Source organism: Mucilaginibacter sp. P4_D1, from assembly GCF_056401935.1.
In genome coordinates, this window is the sequence record NZ_JBFUIJ010000018.1 from 53,444 (window position 1) to 68,352 (window position 14,909).

8 protein-coding genes are annotated in these 14,909 nt (G+C 45.7%); all 8 read right to left on the minus strand.

Annotation, left to right across the window (positions count from 1 at the left end):
* Positions 1-222 precede the first annotated feature (222 nt).
* Positions 223-2,580: an alpha-L-rhamnosidase-related protein gene (locus AC1DV1_RS16950; protein ID WP_477361274.1), complete on the minus strand. Its 2,358-nt coding sequence runs from the start codon at positions 2,578-2,580 to the stop codon at positions 223-225.
* Positions 2,581-2,782: 202 nt separating this feature from the next.
* Positions 2,783-3,811, minus strand: a complete 1,029-nt coding sequence (locus AC1DV1_RS16955) for a LacI family DNA-binding transcriptional regulator (RefSeq protein WP_477361276.1) — start codon at positions 3,809-3,811, stop codon at positions 2,783-2,785.
* Positions 3,812-3,948: 137 nt separating this feature from the next.
* Complete coding sequence (fucP, locus tag AC1DV1_RS16960) at positions 3,949-5,181, minus strand: L-fucose:H+ symporter permease (RefSeq protein ID WP_477361278.1); 1,233 nt, start codon at positions 5,179-5,181, stop codon at positions 3,949-3,951.
* Positions 5,182-5,302: 121 nt separating this feature from the next.
* Complete coding sequence (locus AC1DV1_RS16965) at positions 5,303-8,266, minus strand: galactose-binding domain-containing protein (protein WP_477361280.1); 2,964 nt, start codon at positions 8,264-8,266, stop codon at positions 5,303-5,305.
* Between the two features lie 326 nt (positions 8,267-8,592).
* Positions 8,593-10,875, minus strand: coding sequence for a GH92 family glycosyl hydrolase (locus tag AC1DV1_RS16970; RefSeq protein ID WP_477361282.1), 2,283 nt, complete (start codon positions 10,873-10,875; stop codon positions 8,593-8,595).
* 103 nt (positions 10,876-10,978) lie between these two features.
* Positions 10,979-11,641 carry an SGNH/GDSL hydrolase family protein gene (locus AC1DV1_RS16975; RefSeq protein WP_477361284.1) on the minus strand — a complete coding sequence of 221 codons (663 nt, stop codon included), beginning with the start codon at positions 11,639-11,641 and terminating at the stop codon, positions 10,979-10,981.
* Between the two features lie 503 nt (positions 11,642-12,144).
* Positions 12,145-13,341: a DUF4185 domain-containing protein gene (locus tag AC1DV1_RS16980; RefSeq protein ID WP_477361286.1), complete on the minus strand. Its 1,197-nt coding sequence runs from the start codon at positions 13,339-13,341 to the stop codon at positions 12,145-12,147.
* 34 nt (positions 13,342-13,375) lie between these two features.
* Positions 13,376-14,533 (minus strand): prolipoprotein diacylglyceryl transferase, encoded by a 1,158-nt coding sequence (locus tag AC1DV1_RS16985; protein WP_477361288.1) that lies wholly within the window; start codon positions 14,531-14,533, stop codon positions 13,376-13,378.
* Positions 14,534-14,909: the final 376 nt, after the last annotated feature.

Here is a 14,909-nt window from a genome sequence, read left to right on the forward strand (position 1 = left end):
CTATACCCTTAGTTACCTGAACAAAAAGCTGTAAATAATTTATCGGGATCGAAAATTCGCACCCGGCAGGTAAAAAGGATGCCCGGACGGCAGAAGAACACGGCTATAGTGGGATGTCGGAAATTAAGGCTTGCAATATAAAAAGCCGCTAAGTACGCGGGAGCGTACTACAAATGTTTGAATAAGAAGAGCCCCAAATTAGAGGCCCTTCTCACCTATCAATTAAATAACAAAAGAATTATTGCCCGCTTTTAATATATATTGCTTTGCCTTCCACACCAGTATGCCGCTGGTTGTATGCGGTAAATTAACATGTATTTGCCAGTGGCCCTTTTCAAATTTATAGCCGGCAAAAACCTTTCCGTTTGGATGGGGAATTTCGCCGCTGATATCCTTCAAAGTGCCTAAATGGGGTTCTATCTTTATTTTGGCAAAACCCGGTGCGTAGCTATCAATACCTAAAACTGTTCTGAAAAATTCAATATTGGGGCTTGCTCCCCAGGCGTGACAATCTGAACGGGTAGTGTTAACATCAGAATACTCGGCCCAGGTAGTAAGGCCCATGGCTATATTTTGCCGGTAAATACCCATCCAGTTCATATAATCGTTACCCAAACCTGCCTTTACCAGCGCCTGGTTAAGGTAATATTTAAAGTAAACCGAACATTGGGTTAAACTGGTGTCCTTAAGCAATCCTTTCGCCACCGCAGGTATGTAGGCGTTGCTCACCATGCCGGTAAGTATGGCCAAAGCATTAACATGCTGCGAAAAGCCTTTTCTTTCCCTGGTATCGGCATACAATTTTCTGCCGGCGTCCCAGTATTTACGCTGTATGGTAGCCTTTAGCTGGGCGGCTTTTTTATTGTATAAAACGGCATAGTCATGCAAACCTATTTTGGCTTCCATTTCTGCCGCCCATTGGTATGCCCATAGCAGTTGCAGGTCATAAATAGCGGCGCTGCCATCTTTGCCTTTCACCTCGCCCCACATGTTACCGGCCCAGTCAACAAACGCCCAGTAAGGGGTGTCTTTTAACGAGCCATCGGCCTGTTGGTATTTACTAAAAAAATCGAGTACGCCTCTTTCGCCCTGCAGCTTATTCTTAATAAAGTCGTTATCGCCACGGTACATCCAGTAATCATGCAGCATACAGATATACCACAACGAAAACGTAGATATAACCTGTGTACCTCTTGATGGATAGCAACTGGCAGTTACACCTTCGGGTAAGCGGGAATGATCCATCTGGTTAAGTGCATTGCGCGCCAGCCGGTTATCGCTGGTGTTGTAGTACGATATCATGGCCTGTATACGTGTATCGCCAATGTATTGCAACTGCTCGTAATACGGGCAGTCGGTATAAGTTTCCCAGGCATTAAGCCTTACGGTGCGCCAGCCAATATCCAGCATTTGCTTCATTTCGGTATTATCCGTATTCAATACCGATGCGCGTTTAAAAGGATAACCCGTGAAAGTACCGAACAGGTCATCAACTACCAATGGGTCGTTCTTGGTTTGTACGATGAGCCTGATGTAACGATACGTGCGAAAATTCAGCGTGGTGAATGACTGCCCCTGGCTGCCATCGCCAATCAGGCTGTCTATCCTGGCTACAAACTCCTTGCCCTCCACATCATTACGGTTACCTTTAATAACGCCCTTGCTGCCTTTTGCGTAAAGCGATTCGGCGTAACCGAGCGATATGCCTGCATCCTTGCCGCCGCTAAAATTTAACGTTACATAGGCATTGGTTTCAAAAGTTTGATCGAGCACCAGCGTAGCCGTAGTGTTTGCGGGGATGGTTAACGGCGTCTTTTTTTCCGGAAAGCCTGGCGCAACGGTTACCCCGTCTGCTCTTCGCAATTGAACAAGGCGCTGGTAGGTCATTTCCCTTGGGGGCAGGGACGATGGCACCAATGCCCATTCTATGCCCCAGGCTGTGCCTTTTAGCCTTCCGTCGGCCACTTTACCGGCGGCAAACCAGGCGCTGTCATCGTAACCAGTGGCCGTCCAATCGCCTTTAACGGCCTGCCGCATATCTACCATCTCTCCCCTGCTGGCAGCAAAAAAATACCCTGGTACAGGCTGATGCCCTATATCGCGCATGCATTTCCAGGTATTGTTGGTGTTTAATATCTCTTCCTTCGTCGAATTACCCTGTAAAATAAAACCTGTGCGTACGCTTATTTGCGCCGCGGGGCTGTATTGGGCCTCATTCCAAACAAGCGCAGCTACGGTGTTTTTTCCTGCCGACAGGTACGGTGCCAGATCAACCGTTTCATAATTCCAATAATAGGTATCGCCCCGTGCCGGCCCCAATGATATTAACTTACCATTAACATACAATTTATAACGGTTATCTGCCGATATGTGCACGATGAAAGTTGCGGGTTTACCGGCAACATCAATGGTTTTACGAAAGTAATAAATGCCGTAGTTTACACCATTGTCGCCAGGCAAAGCTATCCAGGCTGCATTCCATTGCCTTGGGGCGGCATTGCTAACCGACGATTGCGCATGGACGTACTCTGCCGGCAATAAGCCCAGGGCAAATACTATGGTAACAAAAAAAAGTTTCATTATGGTTTATCTGATTGATTGAACAATAATATACATTTACTGCATAAAAAACAAAATAAATCGTTTTAGCATTAAATTATATTTTTGGAAGAAGAACCACTGCATAATACAAAGGGTAATTACCCGGCACCGGTTTAAATCAGGCGTAAAGCCAACACAAAGGCTTTCATTTAAAACCTTTGTGTTGGTGAGCCGGTAAAATTCAGACGGCGTTTTTTAGCGACGAGTTCCTGATTTTTAAATCCGTTTTCAGGATAATCGATTGCAGCTTAGGCGATGATGAGCGGTCGTTAAGCTTTTCTAACAACACGGTTATCACATTATCCGCTATTTCCTCCACGGGTTGCGCTATTGCTGTTATGGGCGGCGAGTGGAGTTTAAACACATCGTAGTCATCAAAGGAGATAACAGCTATATCGGTGGGTGCTTTAAGGCCCATTTCGTGCATGATCTTTAATCCGCAGGTGCCGATGTGGTTGGTGCCGAAAAGGATGGCGTCTACGTCGGGATTGCCTTTAAAAAAGTCGCGAAGCGGGCCCATAATCTGCTCTTCATCTTGGTTAAAGACGATCTCTTTCACAATCGTTGGCCTAAGTCCGTTGCTTTTCATAGCGTCCTGGTAACCCCTTACCCTATCCATCATTTGGGTTTGGTGCGATGCGAAGGTTACAAAGGCTATATTTTTAAATCCCTGATCCATTAAATGCCTGGTGGCATTATAGGTACTGAAAAGATTATCAACCTCAATAATATCGGTTTTAACTCCGGGCAGGTGCCTGTCGAACAAAACCACGGGCATCCCATCTTTTATCAGCGATTCAATATCCTCTTCTATCCCTTCAGGCGGAGCCATGATATAGCCATCTACATGCCTGTCGCGAAACATGTTAATCAGGTCCTGGGTTTTGCTGGTATCATTATCGGTACTGCAATAAATAATTTTGTAGCCGTTTTTGTAGGCACGGTCTTCAATCAGGCGCGCTATACTTGCAAAGAAGGGGTTGGAGATATCTTCAACCATCAACCCAATGGTATTTGATTTGCCGGTTCGTAAACTTTTGGCCAGGGAGTTTGGCTTATACCCTACTTCGGCCACATATTTCATCACTTTTTCAACCAGGTCGGCACCTATACGTTTTTCCTGGGCCCGGCCGTTTAAAATAAATGATATCGTAGTTTTTGATACGTTTAACGCGTTCGCGATATCAACGATAGATAATTTCTTTTTCACCCGTTTATATTAGTTATTTCAAATATCGGGGAATATATTAAATTATAAGAGTATAGCCAAAAGTTAATCGATTTATTTTGATAGTAAATCGATTAACTGAAAAGGATTTGCCCGAAAAGTACAAATGAAATTGGCCTCTATGCCGACCGCTTATTTAATTTTGGATAGCTAAAACCAAACGCAAATATAACAAGGTAACAAATAATAGGCAAATAATATGCAGTAGCCACGTTGTGGTTGGCGATAAGGCCCATTGCCAGTGGGAATAAACCACCGCCAACAACGCCCATCACAATAAATGATGATCCTTGTTTCGTTTTAGCGCCCAGGTCTTTAAGTCCTAAACTAAATATAGTAGGGAACATGATACTAAAAAAGAAGTTGATAAATAGCAATGCGATGAACGATGGCCAGCCAAAGCCTTGCGCCACGATTATACACATGATGACATTGGCACCGGCAAATATAGATAACAACTTATAAGGTTTAATAAAGCGCATCAAAGCTGTGCCTGCAAAGCGGCCTATCATCATCATTACCATACTACCCGAGAAAAACAATGCCGATTTTGAATCTGAAAAATGCATTACCTCGGATCCGTAATTTATGAAAAATGCCCAGGTGCCACCTTGCGCTGCCACGTTAAATAATTGTGCAACTACGGCAAAAAGAAAGTGTTTTTGCTTAAACAGCTTAACATCGGCCTCCTCGGCCCCAGCTACTGCATAAGCGTCATCGGCAATAACATGAGGATCTATCACCGGCGGAATTTTGATAAAAGAAAAAAATACTGCGACTGCTGCTACAACAAATCCAATGATGATATATAAATATTTTACAAGTACAAGGTCATTAGAATGCTCTTGACCTCCTTTTAATATCAAGCTGCCAATAACCGGACCAATGACACCACCTACCCCGTTAAAAGCCTGAGCAAAATTTATTCGTTGGTCGCTGGTTCTTTGATCACCAAGTGCTGCTATAAATGGATGTGCTACAGTTTCTAAAGTAGCCATCCCGCAGGCCAATATGAATAAAGCAATCCTAAAAAAGGTAAATGACTCGGAATTTGCGGCCGGAACAAACAAAAAAGCGCCTATTGCATAAAAACTTAGCCCCATTAATACGCCAGCCTTGTAGCCAAACCGCTTCATAAATAATCCGGCAGGAATACCCATAAAAAAATACGCGCCAAATATGGATAGCTGAACATACGCCGACCGCGATTTTGATATATGCAATACGTTTTGAAAATGTTTATTTAAACTATCGCCAAGCGTCATAGATACGCCCCACATTAAAAACAGGGAGGTTACAAATATTAATACCACAAGGTACTTGCGTTCGGTAAATTTTGCTGGAATGCTCATTATTCAGGATTAATCAGTTTTTCGATTGGTGGCCGTAAATTAATTGAAATGTTTGAAAATGTGGGTTAGTAAATCGATTTATTTTTTGTTTGATTTTGCCAGATTGGTACCCGCCTAACATTTATTCCGCTTTAATAGGATCGTTATAAGGCTGCACCAATAATACAGGGCTATCGTTACCCAATACATCGGCGTCAAACTCTATTTTGATATTTTTCGACTCGCCCCTCATCAAACTAAAATAGTTTTCGTTCATCAAGGCAGGTAATACCTGTTCACCGTTGCTTTTCCTCACCGCCTGTGCCCGTATAGCAAACGCCGCAGCCGGGGATGACGCCGGGTTGGTAATAGTGGCATTGATATAGTATTTGCCCTCGGCCTTAGTTATTTTCGAGGTTATTTTCAGGTTTACTTTGGGCAGGTTGTTTAGCGCGGTAAAATCGGTACGCTTGTTGCCACGCCAGTAAAAGTTATCAGATACCAGTTTACCTGCTTTATCGGTTAGTTTTAGTTTGATAAAGTGTACCTCGCTTAAACCGTTGCTTTTAGGCTCGCCGCCATACACTTCAAAATCCCACAGCGAGTAACCCCAGCCCGAGCCACGGTGTATGCCCTGCATTTTAACATAGCGGGCCTTCGTTTCATCAAAAGTAAGCTGCTGTACACCGGTGTGCCCATCCTCTGTTTCATACACATCGCGCCATTGTTTGGCATCGCTGGATACCTGGATTTTAAAGGCTTTGCCGTAGGCTTCTTCCCAGTTTAGTTTTACACCGTTCACTACCTGTTCGCTGCCCAGGTCAACATAAATCCACTCATTATCGTTTTGCCTGCTGGCCCAGCGGCTGCCGCTGTTGCCGTCGGTTGCCAAAACGGCTTCCATGTTTTCAAACGATGATGCTACAGTAGGTTTGTTTAAAGCCAGGTTGGTATGCTCTTCTTTAAAGTTGATGGTAAAGCAGTTTACAGCCGCGTTGGCAATAGCATCTATTGTTTTGGTTTGATAGTAATCGCTTACAGGTTTACCGTCGGCGTTGTAAACCACCACTTCGGCTGTCAGGTCGCTCACATTACTGCCTGTGGTATTAATAACCTTAACCGAGTTATTTACCGGGTTCCATTGAATGTGCAAGGGTTCACAGGCTTTTTTAGCGCCCCAATAGGCACCTGTCAGGTCGTAATAGTAATCGTAGGTTTGCCATACCAGCGATGGGTAGGCCGATTGGCTCATCCAGGTCATGATGCCCGATGCATCTTCCCACATGTTATCTTCCCAGCCCTCGTACATCGCCTTATTAGTTTCGATGTTGAGCAGCTGCGCCTTGCGGCAATAATCCTGAATGCCTGTTGCTGTGCCATAGCGTTTGTTAATGCCCTCATCATACCTGTCCGGACCGGCATTACCTGCCGATGGACCAAAGAAATGCAGGTTCCACATTTCGTCACGGGGCCAGAACTTGTCCTTAGGCATAAATTTTTTAAAGCTGTCGTAATTGGTAAAAACAGCCGTACCAATCTCGCTACGCAGGCCCCAGCCCGGCGATCCGCCAAAACCATTCGGGAACCGGCTAAAATACCAGCGGGGATCAAAGTTAGTCCAGGGGCCGCTGCCGGTTAAACTGCCGGCGTGCGAGTTGGGTTGATAACGCCTGTCGCCGCCATCATAATTGCTGATATCTTCGGCCAGCCAACCGTTTAATGGCGGCATGGGGGTGCCTTCGTTATCGCCGCACCACATGGCTATGGATGGATGATTGCGGAAACGTTTGATTTTTTCGATGGCGTTAACATTAAAATTATTGACATCATTGGGCAGGTTGGGGATAGAGTTGAGCCAAAAATCGTCCCATATCATCATGCCATATTTATCGCAGGCATCATAAAATTCATCATCGGTGGTCGATCCTATCCAGTTGCGCACGATGTTGAAGTTCATTTCCCGGTGCAGCTTTAGCTTGGTATCGTACTCGTTGCCGCGGCAGCGCAGCATGTACTCGGCCATGCCCCAGTTGCCGCCTTTTAAAAATACTTTGGTTCCGTTTACAAAAACATGCAGCACATTGCCTACGGTATCGTAACTATATTTTTTGATGCCGAATTTGATGGCCTGGCTATCAGATACCTCATCGCCCAGTTTAAGGCTTAGCTTGCAGGTATATAAATTCGGCTCGCCATAACCGTTTGGCCACCATAGTTTGGGGCTGTTGATGGCTAACTGCTCAAAGCGTTTTTTATCCAGCTTAATCTCCGCTGTACTATTACCGCCCACAAAAACCTTTTGCGAAAACTCAATATTGCCCGGCTGAATAGTGCCTGTTAATACCCCGGTTTGAAATTTGGATGTGCTGTTTTTTACACCGACCGCTATCGAGACATCGGCCCTTGCATTGGTTGGCAATTCGGTGCGGATCCAGGGATCCTGTAAAGTAATGCCGCCCGTATTGCTCAGGTATACCTTATCGGTTATGCCCGAATTTAATCCCGGTACATAAGGCATCCAATCCCAGCTGGCCGATGGGATATAGGTTGGGCTTGCATAATTAACCAGCGGGTTAATTGGGCAGTACACCAATACGGCTAAAACGTTGGGCGTGTTTTTGCTGACCAAACCCGAAACATCAAAATTACCGCGCTGCATAAAGCCATCCAAAACACCAATTTGTTTACCATTCAGGTAGATCTCGGCTTTGCGGTTGATGCCCTTAAAGTTTAACCAGATCTTTTCTTTGGTATAACTTGCCGGGATATTAAACTCGGTACGATACCAAAAGTTGCGGTCGTATTTGGCTTTATCAACCTTGTAAATATTATCGCCAAAGTTGGGGTCTTTCTCCAGCCCGGCTACCACGTAGGCATTAAAAACGGTACCCGGTACCACGCCTTTAACCCAACTGCCTGCATCGTAACCGGGTTTGTAAATATTGGCGCTATCTGCACCTACTTCGGCCTGGGCTTTTACTTTCCAGCTGGTTTGCGGGTTGGCACTGCCGAGGTAAACCATATCCTGTGCCGATGCCCCGGCACAGGCGGCAACACAGATCATGAAAATTGATCGCTTTAAAAACGGGTAAAAATTAAAAGGCATTATGTGGTGATATTTAGTTTAAAAAGAAACGTTATTGCGGGTTTTAAAATCCGGGGTTCTGAAGGGAAAATGATATACTAAAGAGCGCTGTCATGCTGAGCCTGTCGAAGCATCGTGGGCAAAGGCATCTACGCGCGACCCTTCGACAGGCTCAGGGTGACAGGCCCGTCCGCCTCAAAAACATAACATATCAGGGGTAACTTGTCGAAGCACGCGGGCAAAGGCCTCTGCGCACGAGTCTTCGACAGGCTCAGCATGACAGGCCCTCCCACCTCAAAAACCCAAAACATCATGGTTAAGCAAGAAGTGATAACGTTCATTTTTTTTTAGTTTGATGTTTTTTTTGAAAGCGAAAACGGTTTATCATCAGCGGCAAGGCCGCGTGTAGTATTGGGCTTATCGCCCATTTCAAAACGGAGGATACCGCCGGCCATAATATCGCCGTGTTTAATAAAATTGTGCGTATAGGGCTTGCCGTTGAGCGTAGCCGATTGGATGTATACTTTTTGCTTGCTGTTGTTATTGGCCTCGATGATGAACTTTTTACCGTCTTCCAGCGTAATGGTCATTTTTTTAAAGGCTGGGCTGCCTATCACATACTCGTCAGTACCGGGGCAAACGCTGTAGATACCCGCCGCGCTCAGCACGTACCATGACGACATCTGGCCTTCATCCTCATCGCCGGGGTAGCCATTTTCGCCGGCGTTGTACATTTTATCCATCACCTCGCGTAAATGCTGCTGGGCTTTCCAGGGCTGGCCGGCGTAGTTATACATGTACAACAGGTGATGAATAGGCTCGTTGCCCTGGGCGTACTGGCCCATTTTAAAGGCGGCCATTTCGGTCATCTCGTGAATTACCTGGCCGTAGCCTCCAACTTTAATGATACCCGGCTCGGTAAATACGGAATCGATCTTATCAGTAAAATTTTTATCGCCGCCCATCAGGTTAATCAAACCCTGCACATCCTGGAAAACCGACCAGGTCCAGTGCCAGGCGTTACCCTCGGTATAGGGGCCGCCCCAATCCATCGGGTCAAAGGGCTCTATCCATTTGCCTTTGGCGTCTTTGGCCCGCATAAAGCGTGTTTTGGGGTCGAACAGGTTTTTGTAGTTGTACATCTGCCTGCCAAATACGTTTTCATAGTAGGCATTACCTGTTTGTTTGGCCAGTTGGTAACCGCAAAAATCGTCGTAGGCAAACTCCAGTGTCCAGGCGGTTGATCCTTGTGTTTGAGGTGTAAAGGGGACGTACCCATCGGCAAAATACTCTTTCCAGCCGGGCCTGCCGTTGGCGCTACCCCATGGACCTTTGTTGGTAGCTTCGTGGTAGTAAGCAGCCAACGCCTGCTTTGGATCGAAGGTACGGATACCCTTAACCCAGGCATCCGTTAACAACGATATCGAGTGATTGCCCAGCATCCCGCCCGTTTCGGCCGGGAACGACCACGCCGGCAACCAGCCGCATTGCTGCTGGGCATCTAAGAGGGCCTGCACATACCGCCCCTGCATTTTAGGGTGAATGACGGTATTCAGCGGAAATTGTGCCCTAAAGGTATCCCAAAAGCCATTGTCGGTATACATATACCCATCGTGCGTTTTACCATCGTATGGACTGTAGTAATAAGGCTTACCATCTTTACCGTACTCAAAAAACTGGTGCGAGAACAGGTTGGCGTGGTACAAACAACTATAAAAGGTGGCCTTATCATCCTCAGTAGCGCCTTCAATTTTCATGCGGCCAAGCAGCGTGTTCCAAACCACATCTGCCTCTTTGCGGGTATCGTCGAAATTTTTGTATTTACCTAATTCGGTTTGCAAGGTAAGTTCGGCCTGTTCGGGGCTGATATAGCTGGATGCTACTTTGGCCTGCACGGTTTCGCCGTCTTTAAATTTAAGGTAAGCGCCAACGCCATCACCTTCGGCAGTTAAGTTTTTGGGCGATAGCTGATCTTTTTTATTTTCCCAGGTACCATAAGCAGCAAAGGGTTTATCAAAGGTGATTACAAAGTAATTTTTAAACCCCTGCGGCGCCCAACGGCAATTGTTAACCCAGCCTGTGATCTTACGTTCGCCTGGGATTATCTTCACCATGCTCATTTTGGTATAGCCATCCAGCACCAGGTAAGCGCCCTGCCCCTTGGGGAAGCTGAAGCGTAAATGTGCACCCCGCTCGGTGGGTGTCATTTCGGTGGTGATATTGTTATCCAGTTTTACTTTGTAGTAGCTGGGTTGGGCTGTTTCGTTTTCGTGCCTGAAGCCGGCAGCGCGTTTATCCTCATTAACCACCAGATTACCGGTTACAGGCATCAGCGAAAACACGGCGTAATCATTAACCCATGAACTGCACTGGTGCGATTGCTGGAAACCACGGATGGTATGTTCAAAATACTGGTACTTCCAGCCGTCGCCGTTTTTGCCGGTTTGGGCAGTCCAGGTATTCATGCCAAAAGGCAGCGCGGTGGCCGGGTAGGTGTTACCGTAGCTAAACTCGTATTTGGTATTGGTACCCTGCCGGGTGTTTACGTATTTAACCAGGTTATCGTTTTGCGCAAACAGCGCATTGGCCCATAAAAGCGCCGGAACGCATGTAAGTAACCGTATTTTCATTTGGCGTATATAATGTGGTTTATGCCGCTGATGGATATCGGCACTTGATAAGCAAATATAATCAATAAATCGATTTAGCAAAAGATTAATTAAAAACCTTATTCTATTTGAATAAGGTTTTATAAAACAAATCGGCCACAAATTTATTACCCTCGTCGTTAAGGTGTACGCCATCCTTGGTCAGGATGCCTTCGCCTTTGTTGTTGGGGTTATTTTTAACGTTATATTCATGAAACAGGGTGCGGAAATCAAAAAGGTCGCAATTGTTTTGTTTGGCCAGGTCGCGGATGGAGTTGGAATATTTGTTCAGGTCGCCATCAAGTTCGTTGCTGTAATCGGTTTTTTCGCCTATGCTGGCTGGTGTACATATCAGCACTTTGATATTTTTGGCCTGTAATTTTTTGATAAGCGCCGTATAAAAGCGGCCAAACTTATCCCAATCGGTACCTGTACCAAACATGCGCTTATGCCATACATCGTTCACCCCTACCCAAATCACTACCACATCGGGATTTTTGGTTAATACATCATCTTCATAGCGGAGGTATAAATCATATATCTTATTACCGCCAATGCCTGCTCCGGCAACTTCATAATCCTGCTCCTTTTTTTCGGCTTTAAGGCGTTGCTGAATCAGCGTGATAAAACCGTTGGGCTGTACAGCATACTCGGTAATAGAATCGCCAAAGAATACCACTTTGGTTGGCTTTTTAGTTTGAAAACTGCACAGCATGATAATGCCGGCAAACAGTAAGAATTTTTTCATTTGGGTTAGCTAAATTGATTTAGCGAATATATAATTTTGAGTTGCAAGTAGCAAGAATGAAAGTTGTTTAATTTTTTTAGGATAGAAATACGATTCGTCGTTTTAAATATTTTTTCACAACGTATGCTTTGAGTTTTCTCGTCCCCGCGGGGAGAGCCGCTGAAGCCACATAAAAACATGGTTAACACATGTTAACCATGTTTTTAACACAATTAATTGATTACAAATGATTTAAGTAAAAATAACTCAAAATTGTGTTAACCTTTGTTAACCATGTTTGCTTACGCTGCGGCCATTTTAATAATATTAAGGGGACAGTAGATTTTAAAAATCTTCCGTCCCCGCGGGGTCTCTCAACGAGGACCCTGCGATGTACAATGTCCTGTCCGAAACTTAATGCCGCGTTTGTGCGAGGTGATCGGGTACCTCAGTATCCTCTACGAGAGACCCTGAGGGGACAGTAAAATCTTGATACTTGATACTAACTACTTGCTACTAAAAAACTACTTCCCCCCAATCTTCATCCTGATAAACCTTGGCCTGTACAGGTTGGGCTTCTTCATCAAATCGGGGATGAAATCAACGGAGTTAATGTTATAGCTAATCAGCAGTTCGCCGGGGGCGGATAGGCTTGGATGTGCTTTGGCGTTGTAAACTACAAAGGTTTTCTCTTCCAGGTCAGGTTTGCAATCCCATATCTTTATTACCGGGCCAAAGGGACCATAGGGTGTCGCCCCTATGCGCATACCCACATTGGTGCTCATGCCTCCTACCTGGAAAATGAGGGCATAACGGCCATCAGGCAGCGCGGTGAGGCTTAGTTCATTGGATACACTATTGGTAACATCGGCTACCTTGTTCATGTCTTTTATCCAGTTGGTGCCATCGTAAAACCACCATCTGTCAAACTTTTCAAAGTCTTTTGGCAAAACGCGGGCAACCATCAAATTTTTGCCGATGCCGCGCACCCCGTAAACGTAAATGTAACCATCGGGTTTGGGCGCGCCGGCTTTTGTGGTATTCACATAAATGCCAGCCCCGAACGACCCGATATCGCCTTTTGCATCCGTGAGGTAAAATGGCGTATCCATTTGCTTAAGGTCTTTATAAGGCGGCTGCGATCCTGCCGGAATTTTTATCAGCGTGTTACCAACCTCCCTGAACCCGAAGGCGCCGGTGCCAACATTACGCACCCTATAGCCAAAAATATAAATGGCATTATTCAATTCCTGGTTTACAAAGCCATCGCCAAGCCAATAGTAATCGCCTGCCGCGGTTTGGGCAGTGTGTGGAATGAACAATGATTCGGCGGCCCCTGCCTTATCAGCATCCCAGGAAAACTTCATTTCGGTATCGGCAGGCTGGTTGCCATGGAGTACGGCCACCGAATTATGGATCATTTTAAAGCCCGGCACCATCGTGCCGTTTTCTATTTTGCCAATCATCGAATCGCTGAAGATAAACAGGATCTTATCGCCGGCCTTCGCCGGCTTGTTTTCTACTCCGTTTAACGGGATAGTATAAATCCCGTCGCCTCCAAACCAGCCTGCTTCGCGCTTTAACAGGCTGCTCCAATCGGGGGCCGCCTCGACAGTGAAATTAAGATCGGTAAGATTTACCGTTTTACCATCGGTTTGTGATATGCTTTGCAGGGTTGCTGCAATACAAAAAAACAAGGTGATGACTGCAAATTTTCTCATAGGGTAATTCAATTAATAGGGTTTACAACCTACGTTACGGGTTGTAGCTTTCCCAGTTTTTAGTTTTTATAATTAAACATACAAAGCCAACCAAGCCGCCAACTACCATTAATAAACCAATATAGCCGGCCTGGGTAAAGTTCATTCCAAAAATTTGATATTTTGGGTTAATGCGGATCAGTTCGATCAAAAACCTTTCGCCGCCGTTGAGCACCAGGTATAAAAAAAACATGAAACCCGGTTTGATAATTTTATTCCTGAACACCCACATCAGCGTAAAAAACAACAGGCAAATAGTGGCCTCGTAAAAGGGTGTGGGGTACACGCCATGTAACAATTGGTTGCAATAATTGCCGGCACAATCTGGTATTGGAAGGCCCGCGTTAATGGCATTGTGCGGATAGGTGAACGACCACATCCACCCCGGTATTAAACCTGGCTTAGGATGGCTATTGATAATACCCCAATCGCCATCACCGGCAAGCTGGCAACCTATACGGCCAATGCCGTAAGCCAGCATCATACCCGGCGAACCGATATCTGCCAAATGCACCAGCTTCATCCCTTTTTTATGGCCAATGTACAGGTAAGTTAAAGCGCCAAATATCAATCCCCCGTAGTAAGAAAAGCCGCGGACATTGAATAGAGTACCCATGGGGTCGTACCTGAAATTACTCCAGTGTTCCACCGTGTCAAATAACTTGGCGCCAATAAAGCCAAAAAAACCAACCGAAAAAACAATAAGTCCCATCAGCTGGTAAGGATGAACCGTTTGCACCTCTGCTTTAGGCTGTTCCAGTTCCTTTTCCTTTTTATCTGCATAAACCCATAAACCAAATACTGCACCGGTGAGTATGCCCATCACCAGGTTGCCTTTAACCGATAGCAGGTACCCTTGTGGGTTGGCGCTGAACACCGTATAGTTAAACATGACCCCAAAGGCCTTGAAGCCTAATAAAAAGCCAAGAATGGAATTGATACTGATTTCGGCAACGGATGCCTTTTCTCCTACCACTACGTTACGGGTAAAAGCTTTAATTTTATCCAAGGCTTCGTACCGTTTAAACTCCGAGCTAAATACAATATACGAGAACAAAAAAGACAATGCCACAAACAAGCCCAGCGTTTGAACAGGAAACGTAAAATTAATGCCGAACAGGTAATAAATGAGGTGGCCTATAGTTGGAAACATTGCACTAATTTAATTATTAAATGATTCCATAACCAAACATTATATCATGGGTAGCTGTGAAACTTCACGAAACTCCGACGGAGAAAATTACACATTAAAGAGCGTTGTCGTGCTGAGCCTGTCGAAGCATAGTGGGCAAAGGCCTCTCCGCGCGACCCTTCGACAGGCTCAGGGTGACAGGCCTGCGTATTCGAAATTATAACACGTCATGGGTAGCGGCCTGAACGCTGGCCACTACTCACCCCGGCTACGCTGCGCTGGCCGACCCTCTCTCCGGCTGCGCCGCAAAGAGGGTATCAACATATTTTTTTAAGCCCTCTTTGCAACGAAGTTGGAGAGAGGGCCGACGGGCGCAGCCGAGTCGGGGTGAGTCTTC

Bases quoted from the DNA above. Each gene is read 5' to 3' on its own strand.
- AC1DV1_RS16950 (WP_477361274.1), bottom strand. From the start codon at position 2,580: ATGAAACTTTTTTTTGTTACCATAGTATTTGCCCTGGGCTTATTGCCG.
- fucP (WP_477361278.1), bottom strand. From the start codon at position 5,181: ATGAGCATTCCAGCAAAATTTACCGAACGCAAGTACCTTGTGGTATTA.
- AC1DV1_RS16965 (WP_477361280.1), bottom strand. From the start codon at position 8,266: ATGCCTTTTAATTTTTACCCGTTTTTAAAGCGATCAATTTTCATGATC.
- AC1DV1_RS16970 (WP_477361282.1), bottom strand. From the start codon at position 10,875: ATGAAAATACGGTTACTTACATGCGTTCCGGCGCTTTTATGGGCCAAT.
- AC1DV1_RS16975 (WP_477361284.1), bottom strand. From the start codon at position 11,641: ATGAAAAAATTCTTACTGTTTGCCGGCATTATCATGCTGTGCAGTTTT.
- AC1DV1_RS16980 (WP_477361286.1), bottom strand. From the start codon at position 13,341: ATGAGAAAATTTGCAGTCATCACCTTGTTTTTTTGTATTGCAGCAACC.
- AC1DV1_RS16985 (WP_477361288.1), bottom strand. From the start codon at position 14,533: ATGTTTCCAACTATAGGCCACCTCATTTATTACCTGTTCGGCATTAAT.